General features: G+C 39.7%; 13 protein-coding genes and 3 tRNA genes. 9 read left to right on the top strand and 7 right to left on the bottom strand.

What is annotated here, in order from left to right; all coding sequences use genetic code 11:
• The first annotated feature begins 115 nt into the window (after positions 1–115).
• The 4 genes from rlmE to J690_RS19290 all read left to right on the top strand — a co-directional run bounded on the left by rlmE (position 116) and on the right by J690_RS19290 (position 4,229).
• Positions 116–766 (top strand): 23S rRNA (uridine(2552)-2'-O)-methyltransferase RlmE, encoded by a 651-nt coding sequence (gene rlmE / locus J690_RS19305; RefSeq protein WP_000235573.1) that lies wholly within the window; start codon positions 116–118, stop codon positions 764–766.
• Between the two features lie 133 nt (positions 767–899).
• A complete protein-coding gene (ftsH, locus tag J690_RS19300) occupies positions 900–2,795 on the top strand; it encodes an ATP-dependent zinc metalloprotease FtsH (protein ID WP_005803954.1) in 1,896 nt (631 codons plus the stop codon).
• 133 nt (positions 2,796–2,928) lie between these two features.
• Positions 2,929–3,780 (top strand): dihydropteroate synthase, encoded by an 852-nt coding sequence (gene folP / locus J690_RS19295; RefSeq protein ID WP_032037623.1) that lies wholly within the window; start codon positions 2,929–2,931, stop codon positions 3,778–3,780.
• Between the two features lie 134 nt (positions 3,781–3,914).
• Entirely contained in the window at positions 3,915–4,229 is a 315-nt protein-coding gene (locus tag J690_RS19290; RefSeq protein ID WP_005067609.1) for a DUF5713 family protein, read from the top strand.
• On the opposite strand, the gene J690_RS24320 is transcribed toward J690_RS19290, so the two are convergent.
• Positions 4,230–4,607, bottom strand: a complete 378-nt coding sequence (locus J690_RS24320) for a hypothetical protein (protein ID WP_017385773.1) — start codon at positions 4,605–4,607, stop codon at positions 4,230–4,232. It lies immediately after the preceding gene.
• Positions 4,608–4,647: 40 nt separating this feature from the next.
• A tRNA-Leu gene (locus J690_RS19285) sits at positions 4,648–4,733 on the bottom strand.
• A gap of 196 nt (positions 4,734–4,929) precedes the next feature.
• Here J690_RS19285 and J690_RS19280 point away from each other — a divergent pair.
• A complete protein-coding gene (locus tag J690_RS19280) occupies positions 4,930–6,693 on the top strand; it encodes an alkaline phosphatase D family protein (protein ID WP_032037620.1) in 1,764 nt (587 codons plus the stop codon).
• A 103-nt stretch (positions 6,694–6,796) separates the two neighbouring features.
• On the opposite strand, the gene J690_RS19275 is transcribed toward J690_RS19280, so the two are convergent.
• A tRNA-Leu gene (locus J690_RS19275) sits at positions 6,797–6,882 on the bottom strand.
• 11 nt (positions 6,883–6,893) lie between these two features.
• Positions 6,894–6,967, bottom strand: a tRNA-Cys gene (locus tag J690_RS19270).
• A gap of 152 nt (positions 6,968–7,119) precedes the next feature.
• On the opposite strand from J690_RS19270, the gene folD reads away from it, so the two are divergent.
• Both folD and J690_RS19260 read left to right on the top strand, forming a co-directional pair.
• Positions 7,120–7,968 carry a bifunctional methylenetetrahydrofolate dehydrogenase/methenyltetrahydrofolate cyclohydrolase FolD gene (gene folD, locus J690_RS19265; RefSeq protein ID WP_002115552.1) on the top strand — a complete coding sequence of 283 codons (849 nt, stop codon included), beginning with the start codon at positions 7,120–7,122 and terminating at the stop codon, positions 7,966–7,968.
• Between the two features lie 256 nt (positions 7,969–8,224).
• A complete protein-coding gene (locus J690_RS19260; protein WP_032037617.1) occupies positions 8,225–8,893 on the top strand; it encodes a class I SAM-dependent methyltransferase in 669 nt (222 codons plus the stop codon).
• Between the two features lie 22 nt (positions 8,894–8,915).
• Here J690_RS19260 and J690_RS19255 read toward each other — a convergent pair whose 3' ends face one another.
• Positions 8,916–9,338: a hypothetical protein gene (locus tag J690_RS19255; RefSeq protein ID WP_032037614.1), complete on the bottom strand. Its 423-nt coding sequence runs from the start codon at positions 9,336–9,338 to the stop codon at positions 8,916–8,918.
• A 117-nt stretch (positions 9,339–9,455) separates the two neighbouring features.
• On the bottom strand, positions 9,456–10,787 hold the full coding sequence (locus J690_RS19250) for an MFS transporter (RefSeq protein ID WP_005803945.1): 1,332 nt from the start codon (positions 10,785–10,787) through the stop codon (positions 9,456–9,458).
• 371 nt (positions 10,788–11,158) lie between these two features.
• Between J690_RS19250 and glpK the strand changes: the two genes are divergently transcribed.
• Together glpK and glpD are read left to right on the top strand one after the other, a co-directional pair.
• Positions 11,159–12,667, top strand: coding sequence for a glycerol kinase GlpK (gene glpK, locus J690_RS19245; RefSeq protein WP_032037612.1), 1,509 nt, complete (start codon positions 11,159–11,161; stop codon positions 12,665–12,667).
• A gap of 154 nt (positions 12,668–12,821) precedes the next feature.
• Positions 12,822–14,339 carry a glycerol-3-phosphate dehydrogenase gene (glpD, locus tag J690_RS19240; RefSeq protein ID WP_032037609.1) on the top strand — a complete coding sequence of 506 codons (1,518 nt, stop codon included), beginning with the start codon at positions 12,822–12,824 and terminating at the stop codon, positions 14,337–14,339.
• 42 nt (positions 14,340–14,381) lie between these two features.
• Here the strand turns inward: glpD and J690_RS19235 are convergent, their stop codons facing one another.
• Positions 14,382–16,214 (bottom strand): phosphoenolpyruvate carboxykinase (GTP), encoded by a 1,833-nt coding sequence (locus J690_RS19235; RefSeq protein WP_005067621.1) that lies wholly within the window; start codon positions 16,212–16,214, stop codon positions 14,382–14,384.
• Between the last annotated feature and the right edge of the window lie 12 nt (positions 16,215–16,226).

Raw genomic sequence — 16,226 nt, 5'->3', positions numbered from 1 at the left:
ACATTATTGGAAAAAAACTGTAAAACTTGGTGAGATTACGCTACATCCGTACTGTAATGAGAGTAATTTTCACGTACAATGAACGATCAGAAGTTTTTTTGATATTTAGTGAGTTATGGCAACACGCATTACAAACCAGAAATTGTCGAAAAGTAGTCGTGCGTGGATGAGGGAACATCTAGACGATCCTTTTGTAAAAAAAGCACAAAAGGAAGGGTATCGTGCGCGAGCAGCATATAAACTTCTTGAAATCCAAGAAAAATATAAGTTGATCAAGCCAGGCATGACGGTAGTCGATTTGGGTGCAGCTCCTGGTAGCTGGTCTCAAATTGCTGGAAAACTTGTGGGTAGCAAAGGTTTAGTGATTGCTTCCGATATTTTGCCCATGGATGCTTTGCCTGATGTCACTTTCTTACAAGGCGACTTTAGAGAAGAAGCTGTATTTGAAAAATTGTTAAATATTTTAAATGGGCGACAAGTAGACATTGTAATTTCTGATATGGCCCCCAATACATCAGGTAATAGGGCTGTTGATCAACCTAGACAGATTTACTTATGTGAACTGGCTTTAGATTTTGCTCAAAAGGTTCTTGGTCCTAATGGACAGTTTGTGGTTAAAGTGTTCCAAGGCGCAGGATTCGATGAGTTTCGTAAACAAGTGGTTGATAGTTTTGATGTGTTAAAGACAGCAAAACCAGCAGCTTCTCGGGCGCGCTCTAAAGAAGTTTTTTTGGTTGGACAAGGGCGTAAGAAAGCATTGCAATAAAGTTTACTTGCCAAGCTCCTAAAAATTGTGCATTTTGTACTTTTAGGTTATCCGCAAGCAATACAGTTGCTGTTTTTATGACGATCAGCCAAGATTGGGCATGATCAAATTAGATCGATATGGGAATAAAGCTTTGAGCGATTACTTCAAGAATGCCGTATTGTGGCTAATAATACTTGGTGTTCTGATTTTAATTTTCAGTAATATCAGTGACCGCAATAAGCCTACTGCGATGAAATACTCAGATTTCGTTGCAGCGGTGAATGCTGGCCAAATTAAGCAAGTCACAATTGACGGTTTAAATATTAATGGTGAAAAAACTAACGGATCACAGTTTGAAACTGTTCGTCCGCAAGTTGAAGACACTGAGCTTATGCCGAGCTTAAATAAGCAAAATGTTGTTGTAGAGGGAACGGCTCCTCAACGTCAAGGCATTTTGATGCAACTTCTCATTGCTAGTTTCCCTGTACTGTTAATCATTCTGTTATTCATGTTCTTTATGCGTAACATGGGTGGTGGTGCAGGCGGAAAAAATGGACCGATGAGTTTTGGTAAGTCGAAAGCAAAAATGCTTTCTGAAGACCAAATCAAAGTTAATTTTTCTGACGTTGCCGGCTGTGATGAAGCAAAACAAGAAGTTGTTGAAATTGTAGATTTCTTAAAAGACCCTGCAAAATTCAAACGTTTGGGCGCTACCATTCCTCGTGGCGTACTTATGGTTGGTCCTCCGGGTACTGGTAAAACGTTATTAGCCAAAGCAATTGCTGGTGAAGCTAAAGTTCCTTTCTTCAGCATTTCAGGTTCTGACTTTGTCGAAATGTTCGTGGGTGTGGGTGCGTCCCGTGTCCGTGATATGTTCGAGCAAGCGAAGCGTCATGCGCCTTGTATTATCTTTATTGACGAGATTGATGCAGTAGGTCGTCACCGTGGTTCAGGTACAGGTGGTGGTCATGATGAACGTGAACAAACCTTGAACCAAATGCTTGTAGAAATGGATGGTTTTGAAGGTAACGAAGGTGTAATCGTAATTGCTGCGACTAACCGTGTTGATGTCTTGGATAAAGCATTATTACGTCCAGGTCGTTTTGACCGTCAAGTAATGGTAGGTTTGCCTGACATTCGTGGTCGTGAGCAGATTCTGAATGTACATTTGAAAAAATTACCTTCAGTTACGGGTGTGGATGTTAAAGTTCTATCTCGTGGTACTCCAGGTTTCTCTGGTGCACAGTTGGCAAACCTTGTTAACGAAGCTGCATTATTTGCTGCACGCCGTAATAAGAACACTGTTGACATGCATGACTTTGAAGATGCAAAAGACAAAATCTACATGGGACCAGAGCGTAAATCGATGGTTTTACGTGAAGAAGAACGTCGTGCAACTGCTTATCATGAAGCTGGTCATGCGATTGTTGCCGAGATTTTACCGGGTACAGATCCTGTTCATAAAGTAACGATTATGCCGCGTGGTTGGGCTTTAGGTGTAACTTGGCAGTTACCTGAACAAGACCAAATTAGCCACTATAAAGACAAGATGCTAAACGAAATTGCAATTTTGTTTGGTGGTCGTATTGCTGAAGAAGTATTTATCCAACAGCAATCTACTGGTGCTTCAAATGACTTTGAGCGAGCTACTAAAATGGCGCGTGCAATGGTTACGAAGTACGGTATGTCTGACAAAATGGGTGTAATGGTTTACGAAGATGAAAACCAAAATGGTTTCTTTGGTAATGTGGGAAGCCGTACGATTTCTGAAGCAACTCAACAGTTAGTTGATGAAGAAGTACGTCGTATTCTTGATGAGCAATATAAAGTTGCACGTAATATCTTAGAAGGTAATAAAGATATTGCACATGCGATGGTAAAAGCTTTGATGGAATGGGAAACTATTGATCGTGATCAAATCCGTGACATTATGGAAGGCCGTGAGCCACAACCGCCTAAAGTATATGTTGCTGAAAATCCAGTGGCTGCATTTGAACCACCAAAAGATGGTCCATCTACACCGCCACCATTACCAGCAATGAACTAATTAGTGAATTAAAAAAGCCACAGTCATGTGGCTTTTTTTATGGGCTTGAGTTTGTTAAAAGCTAAAAACAAATCAACACCATATATAGATGATAATTGCTAAAATACAGCCTGATTTTAAACTGGAGCTTTTTATGCAACTAATGCCTTTGCCTCAACAAATTTTACAGTGTGGACAGCTTCAGTTAGATCTATCACAGCCTCACGTTATGGGCATATTAAATGTCACACCAGATTCTTTTAGTGATGGTGGAAAACATAATCAAGTAGATCAAGCGATTGTTCATGCACTAGCCATGATAGAGCAAGGTGCCACCATTATTGATATTGGTGGGGAGTCTACCCGTCCAGGGGCATCTGAAGTGAGCATAGAAGAAGAAATACGAAGAGTTGTGCCCGTAGTTGAAGCTTTAGCTAAACATAATATTGTTCTATCAATTGATACAAGTCAGCCTGATGTTATTCGTGCAGCGAAAGAAGCTGGAGCACATATTTGGAATGATGTACGTGCGCTGACTCGTCCCAATGCTTTAAAAACGGCAGCAGATCTAGATATACCTGTAGTGATCATGCATATGCGTGGTGAGCCGACTACAATGAATCAGTTAGACCAATATACGGACGTAACCTTAGATGTTATAGCGGAGCTCCAGCAGCGCGTGAATGAGGCTTTAAATGCGGGCGTGAAAAAAAATAATATTATTATTGATCCTGGGTTTGGTTTTGCAAAAAATGCGCAGCAAAATTTAAGACTACTCAAAGAATTTTGGAAGCTTGGTGAAATGGGTTATCCGATTTTATCTGGCCTTTCTCGTAAACGTTTTATTGGTGAAGCATTAAAGGGTGCAACTGCAGATCAGCGTGCGGTAGGAAGCGTTACGGGGCATTTGCTTAGTATTCAGCAAGGAGCATCCATTGTTAGAGCGCATGATGTCAAAGCAATGACTGATGCAATTCTAGTTTGGAAGGCGATGATACAAGCCTAGTAAAGTAGGCTCTATAAAATCAGATAGTAACTCATTAATTTAATGAGCTAGATGATTGAGTCAGGGAAAAATATCGTTATTCTTTTGAAAATATGTTATAAGCGGCAAGTTTTTGCTGTTGTGTAAACTTTTGTATGTTCGAAGACTTACTTCTCCCGATGTTTGATGATGAATATTATCCAGATATTTTGGTCGCTGAACTCAAGCAGCTCATTGAACAATTTGCTAAAAAAGTTCAGAAGCCTGCCTTAGCTGAGCAGGATATCTATCGATATGCTCATCAGACTGTGATTGAAATTAATGAAATGAAACCTCAGTTCGAAGATCTAGATTCTTCGTTAGATGATAGTGCTGCTGACTATATTGCTGAAGCAATGATGATGGTAGCACAGGAAGCTGGATATTTAGATCTAGAAATGGAAGAGCTGGTGATGAATCGAGAGTGGTGATTACTCTCGATTTTCAATATCTTCAAATACATCTAACAAGTGGCAAGATGCCTTTAAATGTATTTCGTCTATTTCTTTAACTTTTAAAACTAAAACACCATTCTCTTGATAATCTGCGTCCGCTAACAAACTGACCCAATAAGTTTCTCGTTTTTGTTCCAGCGTTTTAAATTTATCTATTATCTGTTCGGGTGCTTTAACTAAATAATCATCTTTAGTAATAGAGCAACGTGAAAAATACCAATGGTTGTCTTTGAAAGAAAGGGTACCAGAGAAAAGATCTGTGGCGTAAACCTTTGTTATAAAAAGGGTAGTGTAAACGAGTAATAATATTCTTATCATAAAATTCATTTTGTTTAGGCATAAAAAAACCAGCATACGCTGGATTCTTTGTAGCACCAAATTCAATATTTGAAAATGGTGCCCGGGGCCGGACTCGAACCGGCACGCTTTGTGGGCGGGGGATTTTAAATCCCCTGTGTCTACCTATTTCACCACCCGGGCATGTGCGCAATAATAGAGGACAAGTGCGCGATTGGCAAGAGAAAATCAGAGAGTTTGCTTTATTTTCAATCAGTTCTTGTTGGTATTTATATAAATTAACCAATTTGTGTCATGATTTGTTCATTAAACTGAGATCAGTTGTTCATCTTATCTACCTAAATTTAAGACACTCATTGCTTAAAACTTAGGTAATTTTATGTCAGAAAAAATTTCACGCCGAGAATTAATTCAAAAAAGTCTGTTCGGTTTTGGGGCGCTATCTTTGCCTGTAGCTTTTACGGGGTGTAATGATGGTTCCGATGAGGAGGGTTCAGAAACACAAGCAGATTTTTTACATGGAGTTGCGAGCGGCGACCCATTGCAAGATAGAGTAATTTTATGGACACGATTAACACCATTAGTCCTTAATGCGCGTCTTAGAGTTACTTGGGAAATTGCTACCGATGATCAGTTTAAGCAGAATTTAAAGACTGGTACGGTTGAAACGACTAAGACTGACGATTTTACCGTGAAGGTGGATGCAACAGGTCTACAAGCGGGTACGACTTATTTTTATCGATTTCGATTTGGTAGCAAAGTCTCGCCAGTAGGGCAAACAAAAACATTACCTGTAACTACCAATAAGGTCAGCTTCGCAGTATGTTCTTGCTCTAACTATCCTGCGGGTTATTTTTACGTTTATCGTGAAATGGCAAAACAGAATGTGGATGTAGTCATTCATTTGGGCGATTATATTTATGAATATGGGGCTGATGGCTATGCGACAGAAGATGCCGCAAAGCTGGGCCGTACTTTACCGTCCGATAATAATAAAGAAATTATTAAATTAGATGATTATCGCAAACGTTATGCGCTCTATCGTCAGGATAAGGACTTGCAGGCGGTTCATCAGCGTCATCCTTTTATTGTAATTTGGGATGATCATGAGTTAGCGAATGATACTTGGCGCGAAGGTGCAGAGAATCATCAAAGTAATGAAGGTCCTTTCTTGGAGCGTAGATTAGCTGCTCTACAGGCTTATTTTGAATGGATGCCAATTCGCCCTGTTTCTAACACAGATCATCTAAATATTTATCGTCAGTTTGACTTTGGTTCGTTGGTTCAATTAACCATGTTAGATACACGTATTATTGCGCGAGATAAACAGCTCGAATATAAAGATTACATTACATCTTCAGGTTTAGATGCTCAAAAGTTTCAGGCTGATTTAACAGATCCAAAGCGTACTTTAATGGGGTATACGCAAAGGGATTGGCTGGTCGATAAATTAAAGCAATCTACAGCAACATGGAATGTGATTGGTCAGCAAGTCTTAATGAGTAAAATGTGGATTCCAGCTGAGTTATTGGCATCGCTGGGGCAAATTACTTCAGGCGGAACTTCACCTGATACTTTAGCTAAAATGACTGCTCAGATTACAGAGTTAGTCACATTAAAATTACGATTAGAGCAAGGTGATCCAACTTTAACCGTTCAAGAAAAAGCGCGAGTCACAACATTAGTTCCATATAACCTTGATGCTTGGGATGGTTATTATGCTGAGCGAGAGTTTGTGTATGATAAATTGGCAGAGTTTAATAAGAAAATTATTGTTTTGGCGGGGGATACTCATAATGCGTGGACATCTTACTTATATAGCCAAAAGGGAGAATATATCGGTGTTGAACTGGCGACAAGTTCGGTTTCTTCACCAGGTCTTGAAAAATATTTAAGTATTCCGCTAGCTCAGTTGCAGCAATTTGAATTTGCCTTTACGACGCTTATCGATGAATTGGCATATTGTAATTTAAATCAGCGGGGTTATTTGATGGTTACACTAGATGATAAGCAGGTGCTGTCGGATTGGATTTTTGTAGATTCAATTAAAAATGCAGAATATAAAGTAGATTCTAGTAGAAGCTATCAATTGGCGTTGGATGCGAATTTAACACCTGAAAAAGATAAGCAAAAAACTGCTTAAATATATGGGGCGAGAAAGGGATGCTAATAAGTATCCTTTTTTTAGACATAAAAAAACCAGCTTTCGCTGGATTCTTTATGACACCAATTTCTATACTAGAAAATGGTGCCCGGGGCCGGACTCGAACCGGCACGCTTTGTGGGCGGGGGATTTTAAATCCCCTGTGTCTACCTATTTCACCACCCGGGCTTTACCAAATTTGGAGGCGGAGGTCGGAATCGAACCGGCGTCCACGGAGTTGCAGTCCGCTGCATGACCACTCTGCCACCCCGCCTACATTTGGTGATGCACATATTAGCAACCTTTACAAAAAAAACAATACTGTTTTGAGATAAGATGAACATAAAAGCAACATCTAGAATAAATTTGTCCAAATAATCATGTATTATTGGCACATTAAATTCATGTCTACCTTGGAGATGTGCTGTGGCATTGGTTTTAGACGGTCGCGCATTAGCAAAGCAAATTGAAGAAAATTTGTCAGTACGTGTTGAAGCTTTAAAAGCTAAAACAGGTCGTACCCCAATTTTGGCGACTATTTTAGTTGGGGATGATGGTGCATCTGCAACTTATGTACGCATGAAAGGAAATGCTTGCCGTCGAGTAGGCATGGACTCTTTAAAAATTGAATTGCCACAAGAAACGACAACAGAACAATTATTAGCTGAAATTGAAAAACTTAATGCTAACCCAGATGTACACGGCATTCTTTTACAACATCCAGTTCCAGAGCAAATTGATGAGCGTGCATGTTTCGATGCAATCTCATTAGCTAAAGATGTTGATGGTGTAACTTGTCTTGGTTTTGGCCGTATGGCTATGGGTGAAGCTGCATATGGTTCAGCGACTCCTGCAGGCATCATGACCATTTTAAAAGAAAACAATATCGAAATTGCTGGTAAACATGCGGTTGTAGTCGGTCGTTCAGCAATTTTAGGTAAACCAATGGCAATGATGCTTTTGCAAGCGAATGCAACAGTAACGATTTGCCATTCACGCACACAAAACTTACCTGAGCTTGTGAAACAAGCCGATATTATTGTCGGTGCAGTTGGTAAAGCTGAACTTATCCAAAAAGATTGGATTAAACAAGGTGCAGTGGTTGTAGATGCTGGTTTCCATCCTCGTGATGGCGGTGGTGTAGGTGATATTCAACTACAAGGTATTGAAGAAATTGCTTCTGCTTACACACCAGTACCGGGTGGTGTTGGTCCAATGACTATTACAACTTTGATTCGTCAAACTGTAGAAGCTGCTGAAAAAGCTTTAGGTTAATTTAATTAACGCTAGGCTGTTATTTGATACGCGTAACCGTCATCCGCAATTGTTTGAGGCAGAAATACGTTAAAAATTTAATGTTTCTGCGATGCTTTCGATTCTAGAGAGTATCTGCCGAGTTTTGCGGATGACAATGGTTTTGCCTACTTTTCCCGAAAGAAAAGTAGGTCCAACCAAAGGTTATTCTAAAAATTCAAATCATAATGGAATGACTCTGTTATGCTTGTTATAAAAATGAATTAAAAGAAATCTGATGAGCTGCACTTTTCAACTGTCTAAAGCCCCTGAACATTTACTTCAAGCACTAAATGAAGTTATTCCTAATTGTGAGTTGATGGTACAACAATTACCAGAAACGCCTATTTCTTTATGGTTGATTCCACCAGTTTTTCCAACTGATCGCTTAGATGATGAAGTTATTCGCCGTATTTGGAATGACACGCCGTATTGGATTTTTTGTTGGGCATCTGGTTTAGCGATGGCACAGTGGTTACTTGCAGAGCCGCAACATGTTAAAGATAAAGTTGTTTTGGATTTTGGAGCTGGTTCAGGTGTTGTTGCAATCGCAGCTAAAATGGCTGGTGCTAAAAGAGTAATTTGTTGTGATATTGATCAAATTAGTCTTGCTGCCTGCCGTGAAAATGCTTTGTTGAATGATGTTGAGCTGGAATATCTGGACGATTTATATAAAGCTGAGCAAGTTGATGTTTTGCTAGCAGCTGATGTTTTATATGATCAATGTAACCGCTTTTTCTTAGATGAATTTTTAAAGTTTGCACCAGAAGTCTGGGTGGCTGATAGTCGTGTTAAAAACTTTAGTCATCCCAAATATCAAAAGATTGACGAAAGAAGTGCTTCTACATGGCCTGATCTGGATGAAGCTAAAGAGTTTAGAAATGTAAGTTTTTATAAGACGCTGTAAAAGAACAGCGTCTTTTTTTATTTTATGAACAAGTATAACGAACAACTTTTAGTGTGCTTGGACGTGCTTCAAGCGCTTGGCGAGTCGCATAGTCTTCACCATTATTTAAGCTAGGTGTATTTGATAAGCCAAAAGAAGCACGAGTTTCGCCGAGTTGAATTCCATAATGCTCATCTTTCGCTGGATTAGGAATTTCATTGATACTCAAAATTGATAATTTATAAACTTTCTGAGCACCTAGCACATTCTGACAAGCGCGTTGTAATTTACGTTCATCGAGTTGCTGGTTATTACGACCCGCTAAAGTGTAAGCTAAAGTCGCCGAAGTTTTTGTTTGGTTTTCAATCTGGTATCCAGTTGAACCATTATATTGTCGAGGGGGAGTCTGACAAGCAGTTAAAACAAACATACTACTTAATGCCAAGCATAAAATACTTCTATTCATCAGTATCGTCCTTATTTTCTTATAGCTAGTATCTCATAAAATACAAAGGTTGTTGGGGCTTAATCTCATGATTTGAGCTAACATCGGCGAACGATATTAGCCCTTATTAGTAAAGTATTAATGTTCTTTGATTTTTGAATGATGCTTGGTATCTTTCATAAAAATATAAATAATGAGAGAAATGAAGATCATAATACTTACATAAATAAAGTACCAAGATTCATGCCCAGCTTCTTTAAAACTTAAAGCAAAGAACTCTGCTGTTCCGCCAAATAATGTATTGGCAATCGCGTAAGGTAATGCAACACCTAAAGCGCGAATGTGTGCAGGGAAGAGCTCAGCTTTCACTACAGCATTAATTGAAGTATAACCAGTCACCATTACGAGACCCCCAAAACATAACCAGAAAGCTGTCCAGTAGTTATGTGTATTTGCGAGTGCATCAAATAAAACGTATGTGAATAAAACACCTGTTATTCCGAAGAAAATCATAAGGGGTTTTCGACCAATGCGATCCGATAAAGCACCCGCTACAGGCTGTAGACACATAAAAATAAATAGCGCTAAAGTTGTAATTTGAGTGGCTTCAGGTTTGGTGAATCCAGATGTGTTGACCAAATATTTTTGCAGATAAGTCGTGTAAGTATAAAAAGCTAAAGTCCCGCCAGCGGTTAAAAACAATACTGTGAACGCTTCTTTCGGATAATGTTTAAATAAAGCAAACATGCCTGATTTTGGCTGGTCTGTTTCTGCCTGAGCATTTTTAAAAGATTGAGTTTCTAATAGGCCACGTCGAATGCGGAAAACTACAATCGCGAGTAAAGCCCCGATAAAGAATGGGATACGCCATCCCCAATCATGTAGTTGTTCTTCGGTTAATACCATTTGTAATATTAATAGAACACATAGGGCTGTGAGCTGGCCAGCAATCAATGTTACATATTGGAAGCTAGAGAAAAAACCACGTCGATTTCTTTCAGCCATTTCACTTAAATAGGTAGCACTAGCACCATATTCACCGCCTACACTTAAGCCTTGAATTAAACGGGCGACAACTAAAAGAAGAGGGGCAAATACACCAATACTTTCATAACTTGGCGTCACGGCGATAAGAAGCGAACCTATACACATTAAAGTGACTGAAAGCGTAAGACCCGCCTTGCGTCCTTTACGGTCGGAATAGATTCCCATAATCCATGCACCGATCGGGCGCATTAAAAAGCCTACAGCAAAAATTGCGGCCGCTTGAAGGAGTTGAGCCGTCTGGCTACCTTTTGGGAAAAAAGCATGAGCAAAATAGAGCGTAAATGCGGCATATACATACCAGTCGTACCATTCGACAAGGTTACCGGCAGAACCGCCTAAAATTGATTTTAGACGAGTTTTTGTATCTAAATTAGAATGTGGAGTTGTTGCGGTAGAAGGTTGATCAACCATGAGTCGCTCCATGTTTCGCTTGGGTTGAATGCTAAAAAAGAGAAGATTTATTCCGTTTTTACATATTTTCTAGAGGAGTATTTCACTTTATTTTTTTATGTCTGTAAAACAATGTTTATTATTTAAGCAAAGGAATAAGTTGAATATTTATGTGATTTCAAATTAGCCGATCAGCTCACGTTTATAATATTGTTGGGATCTTTGGCATATTATTTTTTCCAAGTAGTAAAAATTGATAAAGAATGAGTAGAGTTTGGGCGAAGAAAACCTATACCCCTTAAAAATAATGATATATTCCAAAGAAAATTTTAAGTAAATATAGTTAGGCATGATGTCTTGGCATTGTGGACTAGATGTGTGTGAATAATGAAAGGGATATTCAGATGTCAAATTGCCCGAAAAAATATATTGTTGCTTTTGATCAGGGAACAACAAGCTCAAGAGCAATTGTTTTAGACCATGATGCTAATGTTGTCAGTATTGCTCAAAAAGAATTTACTCAGATTTATCCTCAGCCTGGCTGGGTCGAGCATGATCCTATGGAAATTTGGGCTACGCAAAGTGCTGTTTGGGTAGAAGCTTTAGCTCAAGCAGGCATTAAGAGTGAACAAGTTGCAGCAATTGGGATTACCAATCAGCGGGAAACCACAGTTGTTTGGGAAAAAAAAACGGGCAAGCCGATTTACAATGCGATTGTTTGGCAAAGTCGACAAACAACTGAGATATGCAATCAATTACACAAAGCAGGATGGCAAGAATACATAAGTAAAACAACGGGTTTAGTGATTGATCCGTATTTTTCGGCTACAAAAATTAAATGGATATTAGACCATGTTGAAGGAAGTCGTGAACGTGCTGAGCGAGGTGAATTATTGTTCGGTACGGTGGACACTTGGTTAATCTGGAAACTAACCAATGGCGCTGTTCATGTCACTGATTTTACCAATGCTTCAAGAACTATGCTTTTTGATATCGAAAAACTTGAATGGGATGAAAAACTTTTACAAGTTTTAGATATTCCTCGAGTAATGCTACCCGAAGTGCGTAGCTCATCTGAGGTTTATGGATATACACATACCATAAGTGGGCAAGAAGTTGGTATCCCCATTGCAGGAATCGCAGGTGATCAACAAGCCGCACTGTTTGGTCAAATGTGTGTTGAGTCTGGTCAGGCAAAAAATACCTACGGCACAGGCTGTTTTCTATTAATGAACACAGGTAAGAAGATTGTCCGGTCAGAACATGGATTACTAACTACTATTGCATGTGGTGCGAGTGGAGAGGTGAACTATGCCTTAGAGGGCGCCGTTTTTAATGGTGGTTCTTGCGTGCAGTGGTTACGCGATGAATTAAAAGTCATTAAGAATGCTAAAGACTCTGAGCTTTATGCAACACGTGTGAAAGACAGTAATGGTGTATATGTTGTACCTGCTTTTACAGGGTTAGGCGCACCATATTGGGACCCAACAGCGCGTGGAGCTATTTTTGGACTTACTCGTGGGGCTAGTATTGAACATATTATTCGTGCAACTTTAGAGTCTATTGCTTTTCAAACCCGAGATGTTTTAGATGCAATGCAGCAAGATGCAGAAGAAGAGCTCCGTACACTCCGTGTTGATGGGGGAGTAACGGAAAATAATTTCTTAATGCAATTTCAGGCTGATATTTTAGCGACACCAGTAGAACGTCCAATAATGAAAGAAACTACTGCTTTGGGTGCAGCTTTCCTTGCTGGGCTGGCGACGGGTTTCTGGCAAGATCTACATGAGTTAAGAAATAAATCTGCCATAGAAAAGGTATTTGAGCCAAAAATGTCTTCTGAGCAATCTGAGATGATGTATAAGGGTTGGCTCAAGGCAGTTAAACGTAGTCAAAGTTGGGCTGAGGATTAGTTCGTTCTTTAACTGGTTGGATTCACTAGTAGGGTAATCAATTAACGGTTAAACACTTAGTTATTTAAAATTGATTATTCTACTTTTTTGATTGTTGTTTCATCAATTTGATGTTTTAATTTTTATAAGATCAACAATAAAAAGAAAATGAGAAATGAAAATACAGCCTAATGATTATTCAAAAATATATGACATTGCCGTGATCGGTGGCGGTATTAATGGCGTCGGTATTGCTAATGATGCAGCAGGCCGTGGACTATCGGTATTTTTATGTGAAAAAGATGATTTAGCTAGTCACACTTCATCTGCTAGCAGCAAATTAATTCATGGTGGTCTGCGCTATTTAGAGCATAAAGAGTTTAGATTGGTTAGAGAAGCCTTAGCAGAGCGTGAAGTGTTGTTGGCTAAAGCTCCACATATTATTAAACCCATGCGCTTTATTATGCCTCATCGACCACATTTACGTCCTGCATGGTTAATTCGGGCGGGCTTGTTTTTTTATGATCATTTGGGAAAACGAGAAAAACTATTAGGATCAAATCTTATTTACTTCAAAGAAGATAGTCCTTTAAAACCAGCTATCACACGTGGCTTTGAATATTCTGACTGTACTGTAGATGATGCACGTCTTGTAGTGTTAAATGCATTACAGGCCAAAGAGAAAGGTGCCAAAGTCGTAACACGTACGCGTTGTATTAAGGCTTATAGGGAACAAGAGCTGTGGCATCTGGAGTTACAAAGCGGAGCAGAGTTTTATCAGGTACGTGCAAGAGCTTTGGTGAATGCAGCTGGTCCTTGGGTTGAAGAAATTATTAGTGAAAACCTAAATTTAGAATCGCCTTATCAAATCCGATTGATCCAAGGAAGTCATATTGTTGTGCCAAAACTATACGATTGTCATAAAGCCTTCATTATGCAAAACGAAGATCGACGTATCGTGTTTGCAATTCCGTATTTAGAAAAATATACACTGATTGGTACGACCGATCAGGAATATACAGGTGATCCACAAAAGGTAGAGATCACAGAGGTAGAAATTGATTACCTCTTAACAGTGACCAATTCACATTTTAAAAAGCAGTTAACTCGAGCTGATATTGTAAGCCAGTACTCGGGTGTACGTGCTTTATGTGATGATGAATCTGATAATCCTTCAGCGATTACACGTGACTATACCTTGGCATTACAGGCTGAACATAAAAAAGCACCTTTGTTATCTATATTTGGCGGCAAGATCACGACTTATCGGAAACTGGCAGAGGCTGCTTTAGAAGATCTATCCCCGTTTTTTAGTAATATGGCAGAGGAGTGGACTGCAGATGAGCCATTACCTGGCGCTGAAAACTGGACAACACTAGATGATTTAACGCGTCAGATTTATTCACGTGTAAGTGGAGTGTCTGAATCACTTGCTAACCGTTGGGCGCATGCATACGGCACAAGAGTCTGGAATATGCTCCAAGAGAGAAATGCAATAGAGCAATTAGGCCAGAATTTTGGACATGATTTATTTGAATGCGAAGTCAAATACTTATGTGAATATGAATGGGCAACTACTGCTGAGGATATATTGTGGCGTAGAACAAAACTAGGTCTGGCATTTGATGAAAAACAAATAAAAGTATTAGAAGTTTATTTATCTGAGCGTCGACAAAAAGATGATGCCGCATAATAAAAAAAGGTCGCATATAGCGACCTTTTTTATATATAGCAATTAGAAGCCAGTTTTTACAGCTTCAAGTAAAGCTGCTTGACGTTCTTTTAATGCTTTCGGTAAGCGATCACCGAGTTTATTAAATAAATCAGTGTGGCTTTCAATTTCAGTAATCCACTGATCTTTATCTTGAGCTGTGATTAGGTCAAATTCTTCTTTAGAGAATTCAGTACCTTCCCAGTTCAAGTCGTCATAAGTTGGAACAAGGCCAATTGGTGTTTCAACAGCGTTTGCACGACCTTCACAACGATCAATGATCCACTCAAGAACACGCATGTTTTGACCGAAACCAGGCCATACGAAGTTGCCTTCAGCATCACGACGGAACCAGTTTACATTGAAGATTTTTGGTAATTTATTACCAGCTGCTTCAGCTTTTGTGCTTACTTGTTGACCAAGGCTTAACCAGTGATCAAAGTAGTCAGCCATGTTATAGCCAGCAAATGGAAGCATCGCGAATGGGTCACGACGAACGATACCTTGTTGACCAACAGCAGCAGCAGTAGTTTCAGAACCCATAGTTGCCGCTTTATATACACCGTCAACCCAGTCGAAAGCTTCAGAAACTAAAGGAACTGTATCTGCACGGCGACCGCCAAAGATAAATGCAGAAATTGGAACACCTGCTGGATTTTCCCAGTCAGCATCGATAGAAGGGCATTGACCAGCTGCAACAGTGAAGCGAGCATTTGGATGGGCTGCTTTTTCACCATTTACGTGAGGTTGACCTTTCCAGTTAGTTAAGTTTGTTGGAACTTCTTTAGAAAGACCTTCCCACCATACTTGACCGTCTTCAGTTACTGCTACGTTTGTATAGATAACATCTTTATGAAGAGTTGCCATACAGTTCGGGTTAGTCTTGGTGTTTGTACCAGGAGCTACACCGAAGAAACCAGCTTCAGGGTTAATCGCATATAAACGACCATCTTCACCTGGTTTGATCCAAGCAATATCGTCACCTACAGTTTCGATTTTCCAACCTTCATAACCTGCTGGTGGAATTAACATTGCAAAGTTTGTTTTACCACATGCAGACGGGAATGCTGCAGCGATGTAGTGTTTTTCACCTTGAGGGTTAGTTACACCAAGAATAAGCATGTGTTCAGCTAACCAACCTTGTTCGCGTCCCATGACAGAAGCGATACGAAGAGCTAAACATTTTTTGCCAAGTAATGCGTTACCGCCGTAACCAGAACCGAAAGACCAGATTTCACGAGTTTCTGGGTAATGAACGATATATTTTTCAGGGTTACATGGCCAAGCAACGTCTTTTTGGCCTTCAGCAAGTGGAGCACCTACTGTATGTACACAAGGAACAAACTCGCCGTCTGTACCTAATACGTCATAAACTGCTTTACCCATACGTGCCATTTTACGCATGCTAACAGCAACGTAAGGAGAGTCAGTTAACTCAATGCCGATATGAGCAATATGGCTACCTAAAGGACCCATTGAGAAAGGAACAACGTACATGGTACGGCCTTCCATTGAGCCTTCAAATAAACCATTTAATTTTTCACGCATAACAGCTGGGTTTTCCCAGTTGTTTGTCGCACCAGCATCTTCTTTATTTTGAGAGCAGATGTAAGTACGGTCTTCAACACGTGCAACGTCAGATGGGTCAGAATTTGCAAGATAAGAACCAGGATGTTTTTCTTGGTTTAATTTCTGCATGGTGCCGTTAGCGATCATCAAGTCGATTAGACGTTGATACTCTTCTTCGCTTCCGTCACACCATTCGATTTTTGCTGGTTTGGTTAAGTTTGCAATTTCTTCAACCCATGCGATAAGCTTAGGATGACGAACGAATTCTGGTGCGTTCACTGTGGTCATGGTGAGGCCTAT

The sequence above is a fragment of the Acinetobacter sp. 742879 genome (assembly GCF_000588535.1).
GTDB lineage: Bacteria > Pseudomonadota > Gammaproteobacteria > Pseudomonadales > Moraxellaceae > Acinetobacter > Acinetobacter pittii.
Note: the sequence above shows the minus strand (reverse complement) of the source record. Positions and strands in the feature narration are given on the sequence as shown.